The sequence below is a fragment of the Bacteroidota bacterium genome, from assembly GCA_034439655.1.
Taxonomy (GTDB): domain Bacteria; phylum Bacteroidota; class Bacteroidia; order UKL13-3; family UKL13-3; genus CANJUD01.
Window position 1 is genome coordinate 1 of sequence record JAWXAU010000099.1, and the last position, 23340, is coordinate 23340.

Sequence of the window (23340 nt, forward strand, 5' to 3'; positions counted from 1 at the left end):
ATATATATGAATAAGATTATTGTAACTATTTTTTTAGGCCTAATTGTAAACTTTTCTTTTGCAAAAAGAGTAAAGTTCGCTGTAAGTATGTTGGGACAAGATTTAAGCCCCAATGGAATACATGTAACTGGCGATTTTCAAACTTCTGCGGGCTATACAGGTGGAAATTGGCAAGCTGATGTAACAAAAATGGTAAAAGAATTGGATACCAATATATACAGTATAATCGTTGATATCCCTGCTTTCACTAAGTATGAATATAAATTTGTGAATGGAGATAAATTTTACGAAGTAGAATTTGTTCCTGTTGAATCGAGAGTAGGCTATAATTTCAATGACAATCGTTGGTTATTTGTGGACTCACTAGCCAATGATACTACTTTTGTTGGTGCAATTTTGTTTGCAGGGAATGCACCCGCAGGGCTTAATTTAGTACGTTACATGGTCGACATGCAAACAGTTGCAACGATTGCTTTAAATGGCGTTCACTTGGCAGGAAATTTTCAGTCATGGAGTCCAAACAATATTCGTTTATATAGTTTTGGAGATAGTATATATGAGATTATTTCTTATGTGAATATAGGAGATTATGAATTTAAATATTATAATGGAAATACTTTGGCAAATTCTGAAATTGTTCCCCAAAGTTGTGCTGTAAATTCAAATCGGGAAATTCATGTGAGCAAAGACACCGTGCTTAGTGCAGTGTGTTTTTCAAAGTGTAGCAGTTGTTATAATACAGGTTTTGAAACGGTGATGTCCATGATTAACTATACTGTTTATCCAAATCCAAGTAGCGGTTTTATTACCGTAAATTTTCATGATAATATTATCTATCACCATATCACTTTAACAGATGTTACAGGAAAAGAAATTGGCAACTATGATATATACAATGACACTAATTTCAAAATTGAAAAACAGGCTTTGAGCAAAGGCATCTATTTCGTGAATGTCTTTACTGGAAATGGTCTTCGCTCATCTCAAAAACTTGTTGTTAATTAGTATGCTTAGAGAGTTTTATAAATTGGCCTTACTATTTTTAGTGCAATTCCCCGTTGTAAATGCATTTTCCCAAACCACATTTTATGATATAAATACCATTCAAAAAATTGAAGTAGTATTTACGCAAACCAATTGGGATTATCAAATGGATACCTCGAAATTAGGAGCAGAGGGGTATATCATGGCCCAGTCTGTTACAGTAAATGGGGTGAAATTCGACAGTGTGGGCGTAAAATATAAAGGGAGCAGTTCTTATGATTCTTCTTATATAAAGAATCCTTTCCATTTTGCTTTAGATAAATACAAAGACCAATCATACCAAGGTTTTACAGATATAAAATTATCCAACGATTATGCCGATCCTTCCATGATTCGTGAAGCATTGTCGTATCAGATTTTAAAGAATTATATGGTTTGTCCTAGAGCAAATTTTGCTCAATTATATATCAATGGAAACTACATGGGCTTGTTCACCAACGATGAAGATATTAATAAGAAATTTTGTACTGAACATTTTTACGTAGCTAAAAATACGTTCATCAAATGCAATCCATTAAGCAACCCAGGACCCACTGTGAAAAGCAATTTGAAATATATAAATGCAGATAGCTCAGCTTATAATAATTTCTATGAGGTGAAATCGAAAAATGGTTGGAATGAGCTTGTAGCTTTATGCGATACTATCACCAATCACCCTGCAAAAATTGATGCTATGATGGATATGGACCGTGCAATTTGGATGCTTGCTTTTAATAATGTATTAATTAATTTGGATAGTTATACAGGAGCATTTGCCCAAAATTATTATTTATATAAAGATAAAACCAATCGCTTTAATCCCATTATTTGGGATATGAATATGTCGTTTGGTGGATTTCCATTTGTGGGAAGTTCTAATAGCAGCATGGGCAGTTTAACGGTGGCCAATATGCAACAGTTGCCTATTAATATTCATGCTTCAGACCCTTACTGGCCGCTTATCAATTTGGTGTTGAACAACACATCTTATAAGAAAATATATATGGCTCATATACGTACCATTGCCGGACAAATGTTTGCTAATGGCAGTTATGAAACTATTGCTACTTCAATGCAAAATTTAATTGATACTGCGGTGAAAGCAGACAATAATAAATTCTATTCTTATACGCAGTTTCAAAATGCGATGACTGCTAACAATACATTCGGAAGTTATACGGTGCCCGGAATTAAAACCTTGATGGATGCACGCATCACCTATCTGAAATCCACTACAGATTTTCAGTATGCTCCACCAGTGATAAGTGCCGTTTTAGCAACATCTGCCACCTTATATTCGTCGGTTCATATCTCAGCCAATATCACAAATGCCAGTATCGTTTACCTAGCTTTTCGTTTTGATTCTTCACAAAAATTTATCAAAATACCCATGTACGATGATGGTTCTCATAACGATGGTGCGGCAGGCGACAATATATACGGAGAAGCTTTTACCATGTTGGCATCCTTTGCACAATATTATATTTATGCTGAAAATTCGAACGCGGGAATATTCTCCCCTGAACGTGCCGAGCATGAATTTCATTTGCTCAGTATATCATCGAATATAACAACGGCAAACGAAACTATAAGTAGTTTTGAAATATATCCCAATCCCGCAAACGAATTAATTGTTTTAAACTTTGAGCAATCTAGTAAGAACTCCCAATTATATATATATAACGCTACTGGCCAAATTATTTTAACAGAAACAATAAAGCCTAATCTATATATCAATACTACTGATTTTGCGAATGGGATTTATTTTGTAAAAGCGGCGAATGGGAAAGTGAAAAAGTTTGTGGTGCAGCATTGAGTATGAAGTGGCAAGTGGGAATTGAGAAGTGGGAAGTTTTGTTTGTGTTAGCACTTCAGCTTCTGACTACTAACTTTAAACTTCTAGCTCCTAACTTCTAGCTTCAAACTTCTAGCTTCAAACTTCTAGCTTCAAACTTCAAACTCCTAACTTCTAGCTTCTAGCTACCTTTTAACTTTCCCCATTTACCTTCGTTCACCTTTCCAACATGTAACTTCAAAATAACAAAAATTATGATGTTCAAAAATCGACCCCTTAAAAATCTGTTGACCATTGGTATGATATTAATTGGTGGCAGTGTAATTTACTTTTCGTTTGCCAATAAAGTAATGATGCAGAACTTTAGCATCAATATTAAGAATGGCGATGACATGATTAATCTGCCGGGAGTGCGGATAGAACTTTCAAACTCGGTTAATAATTATTCATTGCTAACAAACGCTTCTGGATACTATTCCTCATGGATTGCTCCTGGAAAGTACCGCATTAAAATTAGTAAAACAGGATTTATTGAAACAACTGATTCTATCACCCTTATATACAAATTGATGTTGGAAGTAAAAATGTACCCTAAACTGAAAGCTACTATTATCAATACGCTAACCCGTGTAAAAAAAGATAGTGCTAGTATAATATTAATTGAAGACAGTATGGACAAAATGATTGAACCGACAATTTCAAGAGATAGGCTAAAATATGATAAATCAAGATCATTAGGCTATAAAGATGAGTCAGATTATTCTGTGCCAGCAACTACATACGACAAGGTTGCTCCTCCTACTCCTGGGGGTGCCAAATATTATAAAACCACCTCAACGTCTTCGAGAACTGATATGCCTGCAAAACGGAAAATATCAGAATCGGCTGTAATGAAAAGTGTTGATGTAGATTTTGACATTACTTATGATGATAATAAAATTGTAAAAGCAGGCCTACTCACTGCCGGCGAAGTAAACGACTTTAGCAAATGGAATATGTGGAATGATATAGCCGAAGGTGATTTGAAAATACATAGCAGTGTTTGGAAAATGCAACCAAAATTTAGATATACGGTGCAGGTAACAAATAGTAATAGTTTTCCAGTAATTAATGCCACAGTAAAACTTATTGATAAAAAGGGAAATATTATATGGACTGCAATGAGCGACCAAACGGGTAAGGCAGAATTATGGGCTGAATTATATAATGCTCAACAATCGCAAAACGCGAGTTATGATGCGAGTATTATTATACAAGATAAAGTTATCAAAATAAATAATTTAAAACCTTTCAAACAAGGAATTAATTTTATAAAAGTAACAGAAGGATGTAGTAAAGCAGATACGGTTGATATTGCCTGGGTGGTTGATGCCACAGGGAGTATGGGCGATGAGATAGCTTTTTTGAAAACGGAATTAAATGATGTGATGCTAAAGGCCAAAGAAAAACATCCTGATTTGAATTTTCGTTTGGGTTCTGTTTTTTATCGTGATTTTGGTGATGCATATTTAACCCAAACCAGTCAGTTGAGTTCTGATATCAATCAAACGGTAAACTTTATCAAAAACCAAAATGCAGGCGGCGGTGGCGATTTTCCAGAGGCGGTTGATACAGCATTGAGTACAGCCATGAATAAATTAAACTGGAGCAAAAATGCAAGAACGAAATTACTATTTTTAGTTTTGGATGCACCTCCACATACAAATCCAGCCGATATAGATCGTGTGAAAAAAGCAATAGAAAAAGCGGCAAAATTGGGTATACACATCATACCTGTGGCATCGAGTGGGGTTGATAAAAGTACAGAATATTTGATGCGTTGTTTGGCGTTGACTACCAATGGTACTTATGTATTCCTAACGGATGACAGCGGTATAGGAGGATCGCATATAAAACCCACTACCGATGAATATAAAGTAGAAACTTTGAATGGTTTGTTATTGCGTTTGATAGATCAATATACTTTAATGGTAAGTTGTACGAAACAATTGCCCGATACTTTCAAACAAATACTAAAAGATACCATGCAAGTGGTAAATCGTTTTAATATAAAAGATACTGCAAAATTTGACAGCACACAACTTACGCAAACCAAGAAAGATAGTATTGTAGAACCGCATCTCAAATTTGCCAATTGGAAATATTATCCAAATCCAACCACTGGCCCCTTAACCGTTGAAATTGAGGGTCAAATAAACGAATTATTTTTAACAGATTTTGGAGGTAAAATATTGATGCGTTTCCAACCGGGTAATGAAAGAATATTTAATATAAATTTGGAACAATATCCATCGGGAGTATATTTATTACGTTATTATTATGGTGATAAGCTACTGGATGGAAAAGTTGTTGTGATGCATTGATGCTATTTTTCACCTTTTGGAAAGTTTCAAACTTTCCAAAAGGTGAAAATAATATCAAAAATATGATTAACTTTGGCGTTCGTTTTCCACCATGCCTCAGACCCAAAAACTTTCTGAACTAGTCAATGAAATTGATGCAACCCTAAGAAATAGGTTTGATGGCAGAACTTTTTGGATAAAGGCTGAGATAACTGATGTGAAAAAATATATAGATAAACGTTGGTGCTTTTTAAAGTTTATCGAGAAAAGTGGAAGTGCAATTACCACAGAAATTAAAGCAGTGTTTTGGGCGAACTCTTATATACATATACAAAATTTTGAAAAAGAAACACAACAAACATTTGCTAGCGGATTAGAAATTACCTGCAACGTAAGAGTCCGATTCCATAAGCGTTTTGGGCTCGATTTGGAAGTTTTGGAAATTGATTTTGCGTATGCTATCGGTAAATTAGAGCTCGAAAGAAAGCAGATACTAGAGAGATTATTAAAGGAAAATCCCAGTATTAAACTTTTAGAAAGCGGAAATTATAGTACGAATAATAATCGGGCAATATTACCCACGGTTATTCAAACTATAGCTTTAATTACGGCTCCAAACTCTGATGGGCAAAGGGACTTCAATAAAGTAATAGAAAAAAATAAATATGGATATGCGTTTGTAGCTCATTCATTTTTAACCCAAGTGCAAGGTGATAATGCCAGTCAATTAATTATAGAACAATTGAAATTAATTGAAGCAAGTAAAACCAAATTTGATATCATAGTTATCGTACGAGGTGGTGGTTCCGATATAGATTTTAAATCGTTCAACGATTATGAACTTGCAAAATGTATAGCATTATTCCCTGTTCCCATCCTTACTGGCATAGGCCACGACCGTAATACCAGTATCGCTGATTTGATGGCCCGCCAACATAAAACACCTACCGAAGTAGCAAGTTTTATATTGGATACCAATTATAATTTTGAATATAATATATTGTTATTAAAACAAAAACTATCACAGCGAATAAAAGAATTGATTGAAGGTGCTAAAGACGATTTGAAACATTATAAGCAACGGGTAAAAAATTTGAACCCAACCACAATTCTTAAAAAAGGATTTGCTATTATATATAGTGATGATAAGATTGTAATAGATCCAAAAAATATAAAAAACAATGCAGAGGTGAAAACACTGTTGCAAAATGAAATGATATATAGTAAGGTAAGCAAAATAGAAAAAAATGAAAAACTTGACTTATAAGAAAGCGTTCTCCGATCTCGAGAAATTGGTAGACCAAATCGAAGATGACGAAATCCAGCTAGACACACTTGCTGATAAAGTAAAGCAAGCCAATGAGCTTATTAAGTTTTGTGAAACTAATTTACGTAGTATTGAAAAGGATGTGGAAGTAGCGATGGGAGAGGGGAAGAAGGGTAGGAAGAAAGGTTGAGATTTACCTTGTTAGCAGTGTAGAACCATGTTAGTGCTTGTACCTATAATCAAATTATGTGCTGTAGATGCGATTATCCCGAAACTCAATATATAATAGTCCAAAAAAAGAGGACTAATCCCCCCGAATGCTTTCGGGATGTAGTTCGGCAGTACCATTCTACAAACCAATTCGCAACAGGCGGAGAACTATTATAGTTTAAGAAATGATATTATTTCATTAACGCATCCTTAACTTAAGGAACTTCGGTCAACAGTTTCAACTAAAAATTTAATAAGAAAAAGCTTAATTCAATTTCTTCACTGCCGCCACTTTTTTATCATCTTCTAGTTTCAAACTTTTCTGCCATTCTTCAATATAGGCCGATTCAAAGTCGGAGAATTGTGTTTGGTTTAGCGTATAAGCATATATATAATACTGAGGCGATGCCCCCGCACTAATTTTTTTGTCTCTTCTCACATAAGATACCGCTACTTTTTTACTGGCTTCGGCTTTGGTGATATTGGAAGTGGTTAAGAAAAAAGTGATTTGTTCGGCGATACTACAACTCGATAAAAAATAGTTAAAATGGTCTATCAAATATTGAGGTTCTTTTTTCATAGGGAGCTCAAATTGTAAATCAGAATTCGGATCTATCAATATAATAGAAGGCAATTTATATACATTATACTTCTTTGCTATACTATTGCCATTACTGCTCGATATTTCTGCATCTAAACAATTATATTGGTTCTTCAAAACATTCACTATTTCGACACTAGACATAATTTCACGGGTGAATTTTTTACTGTCGTAGCAATGCGAGGAATGCACATATACCAATAAAGGACGGTGTTCTTTCTTAGCAAATTCTAGTGCAGAGTTTATATCGTGATGTGTAAAGCATTTGGGCAGTGCAGATTTTGCACTGTAAACTACAGTAGTTATAGACAAAAATAATAGTATATTTTTCATTATAGTTTCCAGTTAGGGTATGCAATGATAGCTTAGGTAGCAATTTAATTTCAACATTATTTTTATGATATTAACAGTTTATGAACATATATTTTAAAATCTATATTATTCTTAGAAATGTATGCTATCAACTACTTTTCCATACTGTGTATTATACTGTACAGGTTTAGGTATTTGTACTGAATAATCTTTTTAAGTCCCTAAATTTATTTTATTCCTGTAGTTTTGAACCAAGATTGAACGCAGAAAAACATACAGCTATTGTTAAACAAATAGCCCAAGAACTTGGGTTTTCGTTTTGTGGAGTTTCCATTGCAGGTTTTTTGGAACATGAAGCACCGCGATTGGAAACTTGGCTCACCCAGAATTTGAACGGGGAAATGAGCTATATGGCCAATTATTTTGATATGCGTGTCGACCCGACCATATTAGTGCCTGGGGCAAAATCGGTAGTTTCATTATTATATAACTATTATCCAAAAGATAAAAATATATATAATACAGGGGAGGTGAAAATAGCAAAATATGCCTGGGGAGAAGACTATCATAAAGTAGTAAAGAGCAAACTAAAAACAATGCTCAAAATGCTAAAAGAACAAATCGGAGACATTGAAGGGCGGGCTTTTGTAGATAGTGCTCCCATACTCGAAAGAGCTTGGGCCACAAAAAGCGGTTTGGGCTGGATAGGCAAAAATTCGATGCTCATCAATAAAAATTTAGGATCCTATTTTTTTATCGCTGAACTTATTATAGATTTAGAATTAGTTCCCGATAAAGCTCCCGTAAAAGATTATTGCGGAACCTGTACAGCCTGTATTGATGCCTGTCCTACGGATGCTATAGTATCACCACAAATTGTGGATGGTTCTAAATGTATATCATACTTTACCATTGAACTGAAAGATGAAATACCTAAGGAGTATCGTAGTAAAATGGATAACTGGGTTTTTGGTTGCGATATATGTCAAGACGTTTGCCCGTGGAATAAATTTTCAAAACCAAATAACGAACCCAGATTTGAACCCAATAAAGAGTTATTAAATATGAACGCTAAAGAATGGCTGGAAATTACGGATGAAGTTTTTGAAATAATGGCTAAAAAATCACCTATGATGCGGGCGAAGTTGAAGGGGATGAAGCGGAATGTTAGGAATACGAAGGAATAAGGAGTTTATGCCAATATTGCTAATTGGAATTATAATAATAGTAGTGAGGAGCTGTCACGTGCTGCTTTATGGGCTAAGCTACCGAATGGCCTTACTCCTTACTTCTATTTCCTTAGCAATAGCGTCCAAATCCTGATATATCATACATTTAAAATGCTTTTTGGGGCATGTATCTCTTCCTAGTTTTGAGCAGGGTCTGCATGATAATCCTTTTACTTCGGCGTTGTATTGTTTCACACTTTCATTCCCGTAATAAGGTGTCATTCCCATTTGGGGTGTAGTATTTCCCCAAATAGAAACCAGAGGTTTATTTAACGCAGCAGCAATATGCATCAACCCCGTATCATTGCTCACTACCACGGTTGATTTATCCATCAATAGGGCAGATTGATTTAAAGTGAGAACCCCTACATTATTATATATTTTTTTATATAATTTTTGCTCTACCCATTTGGCATCATCCATTTCTTTTGGACCACCTAAAAGTACAACAGGAAATCCAATTTTTTCAATGAGATCAACGAGTTTTGAATTGGGTAAACGTTTGGTGAAATGTGTGCCACCCATTACAATGCAACAATAGGGTGTATCAGGCACCATAGAGCCTGGTATATGTGGAGTATCATAATAATAATCCAGTCCTTTTCCATCGTCGTGAACGCCCAAAGGTTTTAAAGTCTGTATACATCGCAATGCGAAATGGGGAATTTGTATTTGTTTCATTTTAAAATTCACCATCAACCATTTTTGGAAATTATGCTTGCGAACTTTGTAGCTAGGCTTTTTTAATTTCATTGTCAACCTACGGCTGCGAAAATTGTTTTGTAAATCGATGACATAATCAAATTGTAATACTTTAAGTAAGGTGACGGTATCAATAAAACTCTCACCATATATATGTATACCGCCAATGTTGGGATTTGCACTTAGCACCTCTTTATACTGAGGTTTCACCAATAAATGAATTTCGCAGCTTGGAAATTGTTCCTTCAAACACCTAATGGCAGCAGTGATGAGAACCAAATCGCCAATGGAACTAAATCGTATGATGAGTATTTTTAACAAACTTTTTGACTATAAGGTTTTATGTCGGTATTGAATAACATATCTATGATACTTAGCCCCGTAACAAAACCAAATTTGGGTGCAAATACTTGCTGATATTTTTGTTGCGTAGCGGCCATCGCTATAAGTTCTTTGCGTTCCTCTTGTTTTTGTTGAGCTGGGTTTATGAAGGTATTTATTGATAATTCGATTGCTATCTGATCTATTTGCGATTGGGTGGGTTTTAGTTTATATATATTGAAAAGCATATCACTACTTGCAAGGTTCAAATCTATTAAAAAATTATAATTGTTAAGCAATATATTTTCAATTTTGTCTTTATAATAATAGTAAAAGGGGCTACTGCCATAAGCCGATGCAAGTGCTCTAATATGCTGTTTGACCCAATTAGTTTGGTAACTTATCTTTACGTCTCTGTATAATTGTTTGCTATTTGCTTTTTGTACCGGAATCACCAAATCCAAAGAGCCATTGGCATCCAAAATTGTACAGCGGTTGCGAATAGTTTGTTTGATATATAATCCATCGACCACCCAGTTGATATTTTCACAGTGGGTCATAGCGGCGAAAAGCTGCACTGGCGGCAGATAAGTGGGGTAGAATTGGCAAGGAGCTATTTCGGCTGTCAAATTATATTTGCTATGGAGTGGATTTATCCTTACTTTTGCGGCAAAATTAGGCCAAGTTTTGCTTATTGATTAGCAGTGCCAAAATAAACCAATTATTATAATGAAATTAGCCGCATACCGATTTACCCTTCCCGAAAAACTAATAGCAAGCTACCCTACTCCTAACAGAGACGATGCTCGTATGATGGTGGTTGATAGAACCAAAAAAACCATCAAACATAAAATGTTCAAAGACCTTCTTGGGTATTTCAAAGAAGGCGACGTAATGGTGTTCAACAATACCAAAGTGTTCAATGCCCGCATGTACGGTAGCAAAGAAAAAACAGGTGCTAAGATTGAAGTGTTCTTGCTTCGTGAGCTCAACAAAGAAATGCGTTTGTGGGATGTATTGGTAGACCCTGCCCGTAAAATAAGAGTAGGCAATAAACTATATTTTGGCGATGATGATTTACTGGTAGCCGAAGTAGTTGACAATACAACTTCACGTGGTCGTACCATTCGTTTTTTGTTTGATGGTAATGATGAACAACTTTGGAAAACAATTCAAACTTTGGGCGAACCTCCAGTTCCAAAATATATAAACCGCCCAGTAGAAGATTTGGATTCTGAACGTTTCCAAACAATTTTTGCAAAGCACACAGGTGCTGTAGCTGCCCCAAGTGCAGGTCTACATTTTAGTAGACAAACCTTGATGCGTATGGAGATAAAAGGTATAAAAACTGCTGAACTTACTTTGCATGCCAGCCTTGGTTCTTTTAAAGCCGTGGAAGTAGAAGATTTGACCAAACATAAAATGGATTCTGAAAGTTTGCATATCGAACAGGAATGCTGCGATATAGTGAACAATGCTACCATCAATAAAAAGAAAATTTGTGCCATTGGTGCTACTACTTTGCGTGGTTTAGAGACTTCGGTTTCCTCTACCAAAACATTGAACCCTTTTGATGGTTGGACCGATAAATTTATTTATCCTCCTTACCAATTCAAAATATGTTCGAGCATGCTCACCAATTTCCACCATCCTGAATCTACCTTGTTGATGCTAACCTCCGCATTATTGGGATACGATTTCACCTTTGAATGTTATAATGAAGCAATGAAAGAAGAGTACAGGTTTCTCGCTTACGGCGATGCCATGCTAATCATATAATTACTGTGAAACGGTTTGCAATAATCGTTGCGGGTGGCTCAGGCCAAAGGATGGGTGGCGATTTGCCCAAACAGTTTATGCTTTTAAACGGCAAGCCCATTTTATTTCATACGTTATCAGCTTTTCAAAAGGCCATTCCCGATATTAATTTGATTTTGGTACTGCCCCAAAACGAAATTGAGACATGGACTCAGCTCTGCAAAAGTTATCAAATGGTATTTTCAACACAAATTGTGGCGGGCGGAAATACCCGATTCCAATCTGTGGATAACGGATTGAAATTAGTACCAAATGAAGAAGGTGTTTTGATTGCAATACACGATGGCGTGCGGCCTTTGGTAAGTGCGACATTAATTCAAAAGTGTTTTTCAGCAGTTACTTTAGATATCGGAGTAGTGCCTATTACCAAGCTTAAGGAAAGCATCGTTAACGCAAATAATTTGCAAATGGTTGACAGGGAAAATTTAAGGTCGGTGCAAACTCCCCAAATATTTCCTGCAAAAAAATTGAAAGATGCTTACGAATTTTGTAGCATACTCGACCCTTTAGGAAATGGGTTTACCGACGACAGCAGTGTGTTTTCAAAATCGGGCTATAAAATCAATAGTGTAGCGGGCGAGTATAGCAATATAAAAATAACAACAGCCGACGATATAATTATAGCAAGTGCTTTATTAGATTCAATTCAATAATATTTTATGGAACAACCTATTAAACTAGATTTATTATTTTTTGCTGCACATCCCGATGATGTGGAGATTGCCTGCTCGGGTACGCTCATCAAACATCTTAAAATGGGATACAAAGCGGGTATTATAGATCTGACACGTGGAGAGTTAGGAACCCGCGGCAGTGCCGATATTCGTGACAAGGAAGCAGCAGCTTCGTCAAAAATATTGGGATTAACCGTCCGTGAAAATTTAGACTTGGGCGATGGTATATTTGAAAACAACCATGAGACCCGATTAAAAGTGATAGAAGTAATTCGCAAATACAGACCTGCGGTTATTTTTATGAATGCACCCAGCGATCGTCATCCCGACCATGGGCGAGCAGGACAGTTAGAATCGGAAGCGTATTTTTATTGTGGCTTACCCAAGATTGTGACTCAGTATCCCGCATGGAGACCAAAAGCGGCCTACCATTATGTGCAAGATGTACGATTACAACCCGATTTTTTGGTAGATATTACAGCAGAGATGGACCAAAAGTTTGAAGCATTAATGTGTTATAGTAGTCAATTTCATGATCCTAATTCCGACGAGCCACAAACCTCGATCTCAACCCCTCAGTTTCTCAATTTTCTTAAAGCCCGCTTTGCCGATTTTGGTAGACCAATAGGGGCAGCCTATGCCGAAGGATTTATTTGCCATAGAACACCTGGGGTGAAGGATGTGATGAAGGATTTGGTGTAGGAAATTTACCTCACCATGGCGAGTATGATGTACGATGTATGATGTGCGAGGTATGAATTAGGATTGCTACCTGTGGTTTTTTTAAGAGATTGCAAATTAGATTCATAAGTGATGCCGCCAGAAAAACCTGTTCTACTTTTTAAGTAGTAATCCTAGCGATAGTTATAAAAAGATGCAAAGCGAATAGAATTATGGTTAGTTTTTTCATTTATACCGAAACTCAATATATAATAGTCCAAAAGAAAGCTTTCGGGATGTAGTTCGCTAGTACCATTCTACAAACCTAAAATAGTCCAAAGACTATTTTAGGTTAAGAATTGGTATAACATTCTAAAAACTAATTCGCCACAGGCGGAGAACTATTAAAGTTTAAGAGTTGGTATTATATAAATAATTAGACTACCATCAATGCAATGCCCAATGGGAATATGTTGCATTATCCACTTACAGAGCATTCCTATTCCTTATAATAAGTATTTATATATTACTGTGGCAAAATATGGACGATTGCCTTTAAAAGACTGGTTTAGTGATAACCATGATGTGCAAAAGGGGCAAACAAATGTTTATACTTGGTTTTTTTACTTTTCACTTTTCTTACCCCAATCCTCTTAACTTTGCACCCGTTTAGTAAAGCATGCCAACAACAAGAAACCTCTTTATATTATTATCGGCTCTCACTATGGTCTCTTGTGGTAGCGATACGCCCTTTAGCAAGCCAGTTATAAAGGCAGATAGCACCCAAAAAGTAATTAACAAAGTTGAGGAGGAAGAAATTCCTGTTGTTAAAACCATTCCTGATGTGTATGCCAATCAAATTGCTCGATACATGGCAGGCTTATCGCAAGAGGGCGAAAATGAACTGAAAAATTTGGAGGGCATTGCCAAGTGGCAAACCTATAGCAAAAAGTTTGATACCCTATGGCGAAAATTGGAAAATAGCCGATTGAACAAAGAACGCAAATGGGCACAAACAGAAACATCGAATGCTGATGCCGAAACCAAATTTTTGTTCTACCCTTTTAGTGGTGCCGATTTTATGCACGGTTATACATTTTTCCCTAATGCCAGAAAAATGGTATTGATAGGATTGGAACCTCCGGGTAGTTTGCCTGAATTCGTTAATTTGAAACAAGACAGTGGCAAGGTTTATTTTTCATCTATTCAAAAATCATTGTTCTCGGTGATGCAATGGAGTTTCTTCCGCACCAATTCTATGGCGAAAGATTTGAAAACAAGAGAACTGGATGGCACGCTTCCACTAATCATGATATTTATGGCACGCACCGGAAATACGGTATTGAAAGCTCAGCCTATATATATAGATAGTAATGGTAAAGAAACTTTCAAAAGCTTCCCAAGTAAGAACCATAGAGGTGTGAAAGTGATATATAAATCGGTGGGCAGCGACCAGGAAAAAGAATTGTGTTATTATAAGGCCGATATAGCCGATGGCGGTTTAGAAGCCGATCGTGGCTTTTATAAACTATTACAGAGTTTCAATTTTCAAAGTACCTATCTTAAATCGGCATCGTACCTTATGCACAATAACTATTTCTCCAGGGTACGTTCTATTATATTAGAAAAATCGAAATATGTATTGCAGGATGATTCAGGAATACCGTTTAAATTTTTCAAAGCAGAAAAGTGGAATACGGTTTTATATGGAACCTATGATAAACCAATTAACCTCTTCTCCAATCGTTTTCAAAAAGACTTTAAAGAAGCTTATGGTGATAGTACCAAAGTTAAATCACTTCCCTTTGGAATAGGCTACGACTGGATGGAGAACACCAGTAATTTAATGTTGGCAACAAAGAAATAATTCCCATGAACAAATTATATATACTATCTTTTATTATCATGATTGCCGCATGCAATGGCAATAAACCAGTAGGGACTGACATAGTGAACAACCCAAAAACTGCCAGTGGAAAAAAGGGAACAGGCAAAGGCCCGATGCTGACATTTGATAAAATAACTCAAGATTTTGGTACTATTAAGAGTAACGGTTCGCACCCCGAACTTATTTTCAATTTCACCAATACGGGCGATGAACCTTTGGTTATCACCAATGTGCAAGCAGGCTGCAGTTGTACCACACCTGAGTGGCCTCGTGACCCCATTGCACCTGGAAAAGAATCATATATTAAAGCAGTGTTTGACCCCACAGGTAAAGGCACAAAGGATGGAATGCCACCCGTTGTGAAAACAATTTCTGTGCAATCGAATAGTAGCAAAGAACCTTTACAAACGCTTACCCTTACAGGGAAAGTAATTGAAGTAATTAACTAATAAATTCAACAAAAAAAATGATATATAATTTAATTCTAACAGAACTCCAAGATGGAGGTACCTCAAACATTCTATTTTTTGTAGCCATGTTTGCGGTCATTTATTTCTTTATGATTTATCCCCAAATGAAGAAACAGAAAAAGACAAAAAAGTTCAGAGAGGAAATTGCTGAAGGCACACAGATAGTAACCATTGGTGGACTTCATGCTAGAATTAGCAAAATGCATGATGATGGAACTATGATAGTAGATTGCGAAGGCACGAAATTACGTGTTGACCGTTCTGCAATTTCTATGGAAGCCACAGAAGCATTGAACAAAGTAGACAAGGAGAAAAAATAATCTTGTTATCTTTTTTACATAAACGTCTTTATATTATTATAATATTGGCGGCATTACCCACATGGGGTTTTGCTCAAACCACCACGCCTGTGGTTCCGCCTGATAGTATGATAATACAAGATAGTTTGGACGATGGCGATATAGAAGATGCAGTCGACTCCGTGTTTCACTATGAATTAATTCGACCTGCGGGTTTCCGATTCGATACCCTATTAATCCCCAGCAAACATTTATATAATACTTGGGATACTAATTTTATAGACCCCTACAGAGAAAATATGGTACTCCCTTTTGACTCTGTTAGCTTGGTTATATGCGATAGTTCAGGAGGATGTTCCTTTGTGCAACCCTGTACCAATGCCTCTACTTCAGGTTTTGGTTATAGGCGATGGGGGTGGGGCTATAAGTTCCACTATGGGATAGATTTCGGCCTCAAAACGGGTGATCCTGTATATGCAGCATTCGATGGAGTGGTGAGGGTTTCACAGTATAATCCTGGCGGTTATGGTTATATGGTTATCATCAGACATTATAATGGTTTCGAAACATTATATGGCCATTTCTCCAAGTTGTTAGTTTATACAGGGCAATCGATAAGAGCCGGCGATATAGTGGGTTTAGGAGGCAGCACAGGGCATAGTACCGGCAGTCATTTGCATTTCGAAATTCGCTATAAAGGAAAACCTATTGACCCCACAAAGTTTATTGATTTTAATACACATGCTGTTTTAAAAGATACTGTAATAGTTTGCTCCACTAATTTCGACCATCTGCGACCCACGCCACAACAAATTTATTGGCAGAACTATTATAAGAACCTTCATACCAAGAAAGGAAGATTATATCATACTGTTCGCAGGCATGATAATGTATATAGTATCGCTACCCGATATCATACAACTGTTAGAAGATTGTGTCAGATGAATGGCTTAAGCAGTAGAACAAAGTTGAAGGCAGGGAGAAGGTTGAGGGTTAGGTAGAGGTTGTGGTTCGGTCCGCCAGTGCAGATGGGGGCTGACGTAGTTTGATGCCTTAGCCCGCAAGTATTGGTATTGATTCAAAGTTGTTGAAAATAATCTTATTAACTTTATAAGTAGTCAAGAAATAAGCGGCGTGATGGTGGATGGTGATTCCGATGCTTCAGAACACAGAACCATAGGCTTCCAGGATAGCTATTATATTCTGACTATATTTTTGCCTCTTTTTATTATTTCGATGAGCTACATGCGATCATGAAATAAAAGGAGTTGCTTTGGGTTTATCCTGAAAAGGGAGAAAGCGTAATTGGATTATTTTATAATGAGTATTGGTATTGCTTTATTTACATTAAATTTGCAAGAAAAACATCATGAAAGGAATAAGTTATACCAATTCATAAACTATAATAGTTCTCCGCCTGTGGCGAATTGGTTTGTAGAATGGTAATGCCGAACTACATCCCGAAAGCCCCGCAGCGGGGGGATTAGTCCCTTTCTTTTGGACTATTATATATTGAGTTTTGGTATTATTTAACTTACGAAAAGAATAATAAGAAAGGTCTTGTCATTGATTTGAAAACGAGTAAAAGGAATGAGGAAGAAGTTCATGAATTTATTGATGTGTTAGTGGCTGAGAGTAGAAAAGGGTATGGTACAATAAGTTGAGAAAAAGCTAAAGAGCAATTGAATATTAAATAAAAATAATTGAATTGTGAAGTATAAAAATTGGGCGGTATCCGTATTGGTAATTCTAACAAATTTTTACTTCTTACCCTTTTCGTTTATTACAATAAAATCATATAACATATCTTTTGTATCCTTATCGATAAATCTTCTAATTATTACATCTATTTTAACTTTTACAAAGAAGTTTAGCAATGATAAAGGACTTTTAATTGTTAATTCTTTAGGACTTATTTGGTCATTGTTTTGGTTACGTTTGTTTTTGACTACTCCCTTGATCGACAAGTTCGCTTCACAAAAAAAATTTTGATTTAATGGGTAATTTCAGGAATATCATCTTCATTTTTTGCATAACCTCTTTATATACAAAAGGGCAAATTCGAGATAGTACTTACGGTAAAATGCCAAATAAACAGTATAAGGAATTAGGGCTTGTTTTTGGAGTCCATCAATTTAATAATACTTATATAGAAGCAGGTATTGCAAAGGTAAAGTATAATAGTGCAAGATGTGCTTTCAGTAGTTATTTCAAAGGACAATCGTTTAGTGTATTGTATAATCCGTTTCAACAAGAAATAGGGCTATCATTAACCACTTGGACTAGCATAGGAACAATAATAACAGCGGGAACAAATTTTAATTCGTATACCGATTTCAAAAACTATAATATAGGAATGATGCCCTTTATTGGCATAGGTCCGGGGCAATTATCTTTGACTTATGGTTATAATGTTCAATTTATTAATAGCAAAGTTTTGCATGTTAACACACATTGTTTTTCGTTGCGATATTATATAAAATTGCGGAAAATTTGACAACTCTGACGAGATTGTGCCTAGCGGAGTTGTCAAATCTGTACTCGCCTATGCGACGGCAGAATTGTCAAATCTAAAATGATAAAAAAAGCCACTCATCCCTGAGCGGCTTTCCATTCATTCAATTGATTTATAAACTTACTTTTTCACTACAATATTGAAATCGATGTCTATCATATCTTTGATAATTTTATCGCCAAATGATTTTTCAGACATATAGTTTAATTTCCATTTTTTGCGGTCGATACTAAAACTTGCAGTTGCTGTAATTTTTCCATCTTCCATTTTAATAATTGCAGGAAATTCAATCATATTGGTCATATCTTTTATTTTAAGATTGCCTTTAATAGTAGCACTGTCGCCATTCCCTTTCACTACTTCAGCAATGGTAAATTCTGCATCTTTATATTTTTCTACATCGAAAAAATCAGGACTTTTTAAATGTTTTTGCAACTTGGCTTGCTTTTCAGGTTCAGGCATTTCTGTAGGAGTTATGGACGTCATATCCATTGTGAAATTACCTCCACGAATATTTCCTGAATTTACAGATAATTCGCCACCTGCAATGTTAATCGTTCCTTTATGACCGCCATTTGCCAATGTTTGGTAGGCTTGCCAGTTAAGTGATGATTCACTTGCAACAATTGTATACTTCTGACCCGCTGAATCATTTTTGATTTCAGTGGCATCACCAGTTTTGGCTTCTTTGTTTTTAGGATCGTTTTTGCAGGCAACTAACATTGTAGCTACAGTCGCTAAGATAATAAATGTTTTTTTCATGTTTTATATTTTTACTTTGTCTATAAAACATGTAGATACAAATATTGTTTTTTATAATGTTCGGGAAATACTTAAACACCTAAAAAATAGGAAAGTAAAATTATTTCGAAACTAAAGGTAGCCCGAAGCTGGAGTTGGAAGCAGGTTCGCCGCGGCGTAGGAAGTAGGAAGTAGGAAGTAGGTAGGAAAAAGTGGGAAGTAGGTAGGAAGTTTGTTTACGTGTTAACTTGAACTTCGGTCTTCGAACTTCTAAATTCTGACTACAAATTTAGGGCGGCTAAAAATATCGCTTAATAATCCTTAACTTGTGAGAATAGGAATTGTTATCAATATTATAAATTCCGCTTTGGTCAAACTTATCTATCCGCACTTTTCCATGGGCATGGATAATTTGTTCTTCATTCCAAATCATTCCTACATGTATAATACGTCCTTCGTCGTTATCAAAAAAAGCTAAATCACCAGGTTTTGCAGTGGCGGCAAAATCAACAGTTTCGCCTTCGGTAGCTTGCTGGTTTGCATCACGCAAAAGTTTTACACCAATACTTTTATATAATACTTGTGTAAATCCTGAGCAATCAATTCCAAACGGAGAGCGACCGCCCCATAGATATGGAGCATTTATATATATTAGTGCTTGCTTCTCTATATTTTCCCAAGTGGGTTCTTTCTTTTTCCCCTCAATACTGGCACCGACTGTTACATGAATTATCTGATTATTAAAGTTAACCTGTTGAAGAAGTTCATTACAAATTCCTTTATATATAATTGTATTTGCGTTACCACAAAATTGGTTAATTGCCATCCAGCCTTCATATCCATCATAATCGCATCTAATCTGCATCCAACTTTCTTGTTTATCAATTACTTTATAGGTTTCACCAAATAATAATTGCGTCACCATTTCGGTAACACTTCCGGGCTCTTTCCTAATGGGAATGCAAGCCAAATGACATATTCCTCCACCTATCATAATTTAATACATATATTTTTGGCTTCAGTAAAAAAACGCATAGCTTCCCATCCACCTTCTCTGCCATTACCACTGTTTTTCATACCACCAAAAGGAGTTCTTAAATCGCGGAACAACCAACAATTAATCCATATAATACCACTGTCAATTCCTGCTGCTACTTTGTGGGCTGTGTTTAAATTTGTCGTCCAAATGCTGGCTGCTAGTCCATAACCATTGCTGTTTGCCAATGCTATAACTTCTTCTTCTGTATCAAAAGGTGTCAACGTAACCACAGGTCCAAATATTTCCTCTTGTTGTGTTTGGCAGTTGGAATTTAATCCTTCAATCACCGTAGGTTCTATATAATAACCATCTTTCAAATGGTTGTCGAATATGACAGCTTTGCCGCCATACAGTATAGTTCCGCCTTCTTCTTTGGCAGTTTCTATACAACGTAAAATTTTATCATAATGCAGTTTGGAAGCAATGGCACCAATACGTGTGTCCTTGTCTAGCGGATCTCCAACAGTTTGCTTTTTCACCAATTCCAAAAATCGTTCTTTGAAAGTATGATATATACTTCTTTCTATATAAATTCTGGAGCCGCACAAACATATTTCTCCTTGATTCAAAAAGGAAGAACTGATAGTAGTTTTCAATGCTTGTTCCATATCACAATCGGCAAATATGATATTGGGATTTTTGCCACCAAGTTCCAATGATAATTTTTTGAACATTGGCCCTGCAGTGGCAGCAATCCATTTTCCTGTGGCTGAACCGCCCGTAAATGATATCGCTTTAATTTCGGGATGTTCTACAATAGCTTTACCACATTGTGGGCCAAGTCCATGCACAATATTTAAAACGCCTGCGGGCAAACCCGCTTCTATACAAATGTTGCTGAGCATAAAAGCAGTCATGGGTGTGATTTCTGAAGGTTTGGCTACCACACAGTTCCCAGCGGCTATGGCAGGGGCAATTTTCCAAGTAAAAAGATATAAAGGTAAATTCCAGGGACTGATACAACCCACCACACCAATGGGTTGGCGTAAAGTATAATTGATCGCAGTATTCTCCGTTGCATGGCTTTCACTCGCAAAATGCATGGCCGCTGTTGCAAAAAATCTAAAGTTTTGTGCTGCACGTATCACTTCATTTTTGGCTAACCACATTGGTTTGCCTTGGTCTACACTTTCAGCCAATGCAAGTTCATCGGATTTTTCGTCAATTATATCAGCGATGCGATTTAGTATTTTAAATTTATCCTCAGCAGGCAAGTTAGCCCAAGGTTTGAAAGCTGCTTTTGCTGCATCCACCGCCAGTTGTAAGTCTTTTTCGTTTGAGGAAGGGCAAAGACTATATACAGTTCCCCAAGCTGGGTTTATATTGTCGATATATTCCCCATCAACGGGGGCGAGCAGTTCGTTATTGATATAGTTTTGTATTTTCTGCATATAGAAGTGCAAACTTAATTGTAATATGGTAATTATTTGCATAGAATAACACTTGGCAAATTATATAGTTTGTTCATAGTGATAAAATATATACTTTTGCACGTGTTGAAACGACAAAGTAGCTACGCGTCATTCTGAGCGGGCTTCCCGCGAAGAATCTCCTTGAACGTATGCTCGACGATATAGAATTCCCGAGCACACAACCAAGAGATTCTTAGTTGTTCCTCCTCAGAATAACGCTGTAATTCTAAAACGAAAAATATACAATGAAAAATTTTTTCCTAATTGCTGGCCCTTGTGTGGTGGAAAGCATTGATTTATGTGATGAGATCGCTGGCAAAGTGAAAGAACTCACCACGAAATATGATATACCGTATTATTTCAAAGCATCATACCGCAAAGCAAATCGCTCACGCCTTGATTCATTTAAAGGAGAAGGCGATATAGCAGGTTTGGAGATTATCGCACATATTGGTAAAACGCATAATCTCCCCACATTGACTGATATACATGAAAGTCATGAAGCCGCGATAGCAGCCTCGTTTGTGGATGTATTACAAATTCCCGCATTCTTGTGTAGGCAAACGGATTTGCTAATAGCTGCTGCTAAAACTGGCAAAATAGTGAATATTAAAAAAGGACAATTCCTATCGCCCGATGCGATGCAACATGCAGTCAATAAAGTGAAAGCAAATTCTGAAGCACCTGTCTGGTTAACAGAAAGAGGAACCACATTCGGTTATCAAGATATGGTAGTCGACTTCCGTGGAATTCCGATTATGAAAGAAACAGGATGCCCTGTAATATTAGATTGTACGCATAGTTTGCAACAGCCCAACCAAACAAGTGGCGTAACAGGAGGTTTGCCACACCTCATTGAAACCATTGGTAAATGTGGAATTGCAGCAGGTTGTGATGGCATCTTTATCGAAACACATCCCAATCCCGCAAAAGCTTTGAGTGATGGAGCAAATATGTTAGCATTGGATAAGTTGGATGCTTTGTTGGAGAAATTGGTGAGGGTGAGAGAGGCGGTTTCGTAGTATTATATGCTATATCTCAAAGATAAAAATAAACAAAAATTATGAATATAAGAGATTATATACATGTTCAAGAACTTATATCGATTTATCGGCATAATTCACAGAAAGATTGGGAAAACATTGCATTTAATCATACTAGAAAGATAAACAGAGATACGGGCAAAAATATGCTTTATAAAAACATACTTAAACGTTGGCAGGAAAAAAGCAAAAATCTAAGAAGACAAATTGATTTTATTAATAAGAATAGGCTTTTCCAAAGTGGAAAAAATTGGGGACAATTAAATACATTAATAAAAGATGATATTTACAAGATAATAGGTCAACCCGCATTGGTATTTTACTTGAAAAACAAATCAATACAAATTCAACAGATTTCCCGGATACATGATATAAGTGAAGTCCCATACTTTGATCAAAGAATAGGGTTCCATTATATGCGAGAGCCTATTAACAATATAGCTGATTCAACATATTGGACGCTAGCTCTAGAGTTATCTGTATATGGGTATATTTTCGAAAATCAAGGTCGCACAGTTGAAAAATTATATATTTGGCATCAAACTCCTTACAATGCAGATGAAAGAATAGAAGTCCCATATTTGAAGGAAGAAGTAATTAAATTATTAGAGGACTATAAAGAGAATGCTGAAAAAAAACAATAAATACGTTATCCACCTGCATATATTTAATAATTCGAATTACAAATTGCCAGGTTTATGAGAAGGGATTTAATGAATATATTGACAAAACGCCAACTCTAAGCTGCCCGAATATATAGAGATGTTTTAGGCCAAGATATTATTTATAAAACAAACAAGATATATAGCGTTAAATGAAAACCTTGTAACTACTCAGGTACAACACGTATTCAAAACCCTTGATAAGTCTGACTATGTTAATAAATTCTATATTCTGAAGAATACCTATAAATGCTCACTTCTGTAAATATCATTGCATTTCCACTTGAATTGAAAGCCCTTGCCACCATTGAGTTTTA

At 36.1% G+C, this 23340-nt stretch carries 23 protein-coding genes; 16 read left to right on the plus strand and 7 right to left on the minus strand.

The window, feature by feature from the left end; all coding sequences use genetic code 11:
* The 5 genes from SGJ10_06740 to xseB all read left to right on the plus strand — a co-directional run.
* Nucleotides 1-1005, plus strand: a 1005-nt coding sequence (locus SGJ10_06740) for a T9SS type A sorting domain-containing protein (protein ID MDZ4757820.1), incomplete at its 5' end; no start/stop codon positions are given.
* 22 nt (nucleotides 1006-1027) lie between these two features.
* On the plus strand, nucleotides 1028-2839 hold the full coding sequence (locus SGJ10_06745) for a CotH kinase family protein (protein MDZ4757821.1): 1812 nt from the start codon (nucleotides 1028-1030) through the stop codon (nucleotides 2837-2839).
* Between the two features lie 233 nt (nucleotides 2840-3072).
* Nucleotides 3073-5181 carry a VWA domain-containing protein gene (locus tag SGJ10_06750; protein ID MDZ4757822.1) on the plus strand — a complete coding sequence of 703 codons (2109 nt, stop codon included), beginning with the start codon at nucleotides 3073-3075 and terminating at the stop codon, nucleotides 5179-5181.
* 91 nt (nucleotides 5182-5272) lie between these two features.
* Entirely contained in the window at nucleotides 5273-6427 is a 1155-nt protein-coding gene (gene xseA / locus SGJ10_06755; protein ID MDZ4757823.1) for an exodeoxyribonuclease VII large subunit, read from the plus strand.
* Entirely contained in the window at nucleotides 6408-6617 is a 210-nt protein-coding gene (gene xseB / locus SGJ10_06760) for an exodeoxyribonuclease VII small subunit (protein ID MDZ4757824.1), read from the plus strand. Before xseA ends, xseB begins: the two co-directional genes overlap by 20 nt.
* Before the next feature lie 285 nt (nucleotides 6618-6902).
* On the opposite strand, the gene SGJ10_06765 is transcribed toward xseB, so the two are convergent.
* Nucleotides 6903-7571 carry a thioredoxin family protein gene (locus SGJ10_06765; GenBank protein ID MDZ4757825.1) on the minus strand — a complete coding sequence of 223 codons (669 nt, stop codon included), beginning with the start codon at nucleotides 7569-7571 and terminating at the stop codon, nucleotides 6903-6905.
* 236 nt (nucleotides 7572-7807) lie between these two features.
* On the opposite strand from SGJ10_06765, the gene queG reads away from it, so the two are divergent.
* On the plus strand, nucleotides 7808-8737 hold the full coding sequence (gene queG, locus SGJ10_06770; protein ID MDZ4757826.1) for a tRNA epoxyqueuosine(34) reductase QueG: 930 nt from the start codon (nucleotides 7808-7810) through the stop codon (nucleotides 8735-8737).
* A gap of 78 nt (nucleotides 8738-8815) precedes the next feature.
* On the opposite strand, the gene SGJ10_06775 is transcribed toward queG, so the two are convergent.
* Nucleotides 8816-9802 carry a glycosyltransferase family 9 protein gene (locus tag SGJ10_06775; protein MDZ4757827.1) on the minus strand — a complete coding sequence of 329 codons (987 nt, stop codon included), beginning with the start codon at nucleotides 9800-9802 and terminating at the stop codon, nucleotides 8816-8818.
* A complete protein-coding gene (locus SGJ10_06780) occupies nucleotides 9796-10431 on the minus strand; it encodes a WbqC family protein (protein ID MDZ4757828.1) in 636 nt (211 codons plus the stop codon). Before SGJ10_06780 ends, SGJ10_06775 begins: the two co-directional genes overlap by 7 nt.
* 100 nt (nucleotides 10432-10531) lie before the next feature.
* On the opposite strand from SGJ10_06780, the gene queA reads away from it, so the two are divergent.
* From queA to SGJ10_06815, 7 genes are all read left to right on the plus strand, one after another.
* Nucleotides 10532-11581 (plus strand): tRNA preQ1(34) S-adenosylmethionine ribosyltransferase-isomerase QueA, encoded by a 1050-nt coding sequence (gene queA / locus SGJ10_06785; protein MDZ4757829.1) that lies wholly within the window; start codon nucleotides 10532-10534, stop codon nucleotides 11579-11581.
* 5 nt (nucleotides 11582-11586) lie between these two features.
* Nucleotides 11587-12273, plus strand: coding sequence for a 2-C-methyl-D-erythritol 4-phosphate cytidylyltransferase (locus tag SGJ10_06790; GenBank protein ID MDZ4757830.1), 687 nt, complete (start codon nucleotides 11587-11589; stop codon nucleotides 12271-12273).
* Nucleotides 12274-12279: 6 nt separating this feature from the next.
* Nucleotides 12280-12996 (plus strand): bacillithiol biosynthesis deacetylase BshB1, encoded by a 717-nt coding sequence (bshB1, locus tag SGJ10_06795; GenBank protein ID MDZ4757831.1) that lies wholly within the window; start codon nucleotides 12280-12282, stop codon nucleotides 12994-12996.
* A 637-nt stretch (nucleotides 12997-13633) separates the two neighbouring features.
* The gene (locus SGJ10_06800; GenBank protein MDZ4757832.1) at nucleotides 13634-14821 is read left to right on the plus strand and encodes a hypothetical protein; all 1188 of its coding nucleotides are present in this window, start codon (nucleotides 13634-13636) and stop codon (nucleotides 14819-14821) included.
* A 5-nt stretch (nucleotides 14822-14826) separates the two neighbouring features.
* Entirely contained in the window at nucleotides 14827-15291 is a 465-nt protein-coding gene (locus SGJ10_06805) for a DUF1573 domain-containing protein (GenBank protein ID MDZ4757833.1), read from the plus strand.
* Between the two features lie 17 nt (nucleotides 15292-15308).
* Nucleotides 15309-15632 (plus strand): preprotein translocase subunit YajC, encoded by a 324-nt coding sequence (yajC, locus tag SGJ10_06810; GenBank protein MDZ4757834.1) that lies wholly within the window; start codon nucleotides 15309-15311, stop codon nucleotides 15630-15632.
* 44 nt (nucleotides 15633-15676) lie between these two features.
* Nucleotides 15677-16612 carry a M23 family metallopeptidase gene (locus SGJ10_06815; GenBank protein MDZ4757835.1) on the plus strand — a complete coding sequence of 312 codons (936 nt, stop codon included), beginning with the start codon at nucleotides 15677-15679 and terminating at the stop codon, nucleotides 16610-16612.
* 759 nt (nucleotides 16613-17371) lie between these two features.
* Here SGJ10_06815 and SGJ10_06820 read toward each other — a convergent pair.
* A complete protein-coding gene (locus SGJ10_06820) occupies nucleotides 17372-17578 on the minus strand; it encodes a hypothetical protein (GenBank protein MDZ4757836.1) in 207 nt (68 codons plus the stop codon).
* A 116-nt stretch (nucleotides 17579-17694) separates the two neighbouring features.
* Between SGJ10_06820 and SGJ10_06825 the strand changes: the two genes are divergently transcribed.
* Nucleotides 17695-18108, plus strand: a complete 414-nt coding sequence (locus SGJ10_06825; protein ID MDZ4757837.1) for a hypothetical protein — start codon at nucleotides 17695-17697, stop codon at nucleotides 18106-18108.
* Between the two features lie 138 nt (nucleotides 18109-18246).
* Here SGJ10_06825 and SGJ10_06830 read toward each other — a convergent pair whose 3' ends face one another.
* The 3 genes from SGJ10_06830 to SGJ10_06840 form a co-directional block, all read right to left on the minus strand.
* Entirely contained in the window at nucleotides 18247-18888 is a 642-nt protein-coding gene (locus SGJ10_06830) for a YceI family protein (GenBank protein ID MDZ4757838.1), read from the minus strand.
* A 277-nt stretch (nucleotides 18889-19165) separates the two neighbouring features.
* A complete protein-coding gene (locus SGJ10_06835; protein ID MDZ4757839.1) occupies nucleotides 19166-19861 on the minus strand; it encodes a C40 family peptidase in 696 nt (231 codons plus the stop codon).
* On the minus strand, nucleotides 19858-21297 hold the full coding sequence (locus SGJ10_06840) for an aldehyde dehydrogenase (protein ID MDZ4757840.1): 1440 nt from the start codon (nucleotides 21295-21297) through the stop codon (nucleotides 19858-19860). The genes SGJ10_06835 and SGJ10_06840 overlap by 4 nt, the downstream gene beginning before the upstream one ends.
* 266 nt (nucleotides 21298-21563) lie before the next feature.
* Here SGJ10_06840 and kdsA point away from each other — a divergent pair, with 266 nt between their 5' ends.
* Nucleotides 21564-22340, plus strand: coding sequence for a 3-deoxy-8-phosphooctulonate synthase (kdsA, locus tag SGJ10_06845; GenBank protein ID MDZ4757841.1), 777 nt, complete (start codon nucleotides 21564-21566; stop codon nucleotides 22338-22340).
* A 41-nt stretch (nucleotides 22341-22381) separates the two neighbouring features.
* Nucleotides 22382-23005: a hypothetical protein gene (locus SGJ10_06850; GenBank protein ID MDZ4757842.1), complete on the plus strand. Its 624-nt coding sequence runs from the start codon at nucleotides 22382-22384 to the stop codon at nucleotides 23003-23005.
* Nucleotides 23006-23340: the final 335 nt, after the last annotated feature.

Excerpts from the sequence above, each read along its gene's own strand:
- SGJ10_06840 (MDZ4757840.1), bottom strand. The coding sequence starts at position 21,297 with ATGCAGAAAATACAAAACTATATCAATAACGAACTGCTCGCCCCCGTT.
- SGJ10_06750 (MDZ4757822.1), top strand. The coding sequence starts at position 3,073 with ATGATGTTCAAAAATCGACCCCTTAAAAATCTGTTGACCATTGGTATG.
- SGJ10_06850 (MDZ4757842.1), top strand. The coding sequence starts at position 22,382 with ATGAATATAAGAGATTATATACATGTTCAAGAACTTATATCGATTTAT.
- SGJ10_06765 (MDZ4757825.1), bottom strand. The coding sequence starts at position 7,571 with ATGAAAAATATACTATTATTTTTGTCTATAACTACTGTAGTTTACAGT.
- SGJ10_06835 (MDZ4757839.1), bottom strand. The coding sequence starts at position 19,861 with ATGATAGGTGGAGGAATATGTCATTTGGCTTGCATTCCCATTAGGAAA.
- xseA (MDZ4757823.1), top strand. The coding sequence starts at position 5,273 with ATGCCTCAGACCCAAAAACTTTCTGAACTAGTCAATGAAATTGATGCA.
- bshB1 (MDZ4757831.1), top strand. The coding sequence starts at position 12,280 with ATGGAACAACCTATTAAACTAGATTTATTATTTTTTGCTGCACATCCC.
- SGJ10_06805 (MDZ4757833.1), top strand. The coding sequence starts at position 14,827 with ATGAACAAATTATATATACTATCTTTTATTATCATGATTGCCGCATGC.
- SGJ10_06800 (MDZ4757832.1), top strand. The coding sequence starts at position 13,634 with ATGCCAACAACAAGAAACCTCTTTATATTATTATCGGCTCTCACTATG.
- kdsA (MDZ4757841.1), top strand. The coding sequence starts at position 21,564 with ATGAAAAATTTTTTCCTAATTGCTGGCCCTTGTGTGGTGGAAAGCATT.
- xseB (MDZ4757824.1), top strand. The coding sequence starts at position 6,408 with ATGAAAAACTTGACTTATAAGAAAGCGTTCTCCGATCTCGAGAAATTG.
- SGJ10_06825 (MDZ4757837.1), top strand. The coding sequence starts at position 17,695 with ATGCCAAATAAACAGTATAAGGAATTAGGGCTTGTTTTTGGAGTCCAT.
- queA (MDZ4757829.1), top strand. The coding sequence starts at position 10,532 with ATGAAATTAGCCGCATACCGATTTACCCTTCCCGAAAAACTAATAGCA.
- SGJ10_06830 (MDZ4757838.1), bottom strand. The coding sequence starts at position 18,888 with ATGAAAAAAACATTTATTATCTTAGCGACTGTAGCTACAATGTTAGTT.
- yajC (MDZ4757834.1), top strand. The coding sequence starts at position 15,309 with ATGATATATAATTTAATTCTAACAGAACTCCAAGATGGAGGTACCTCA.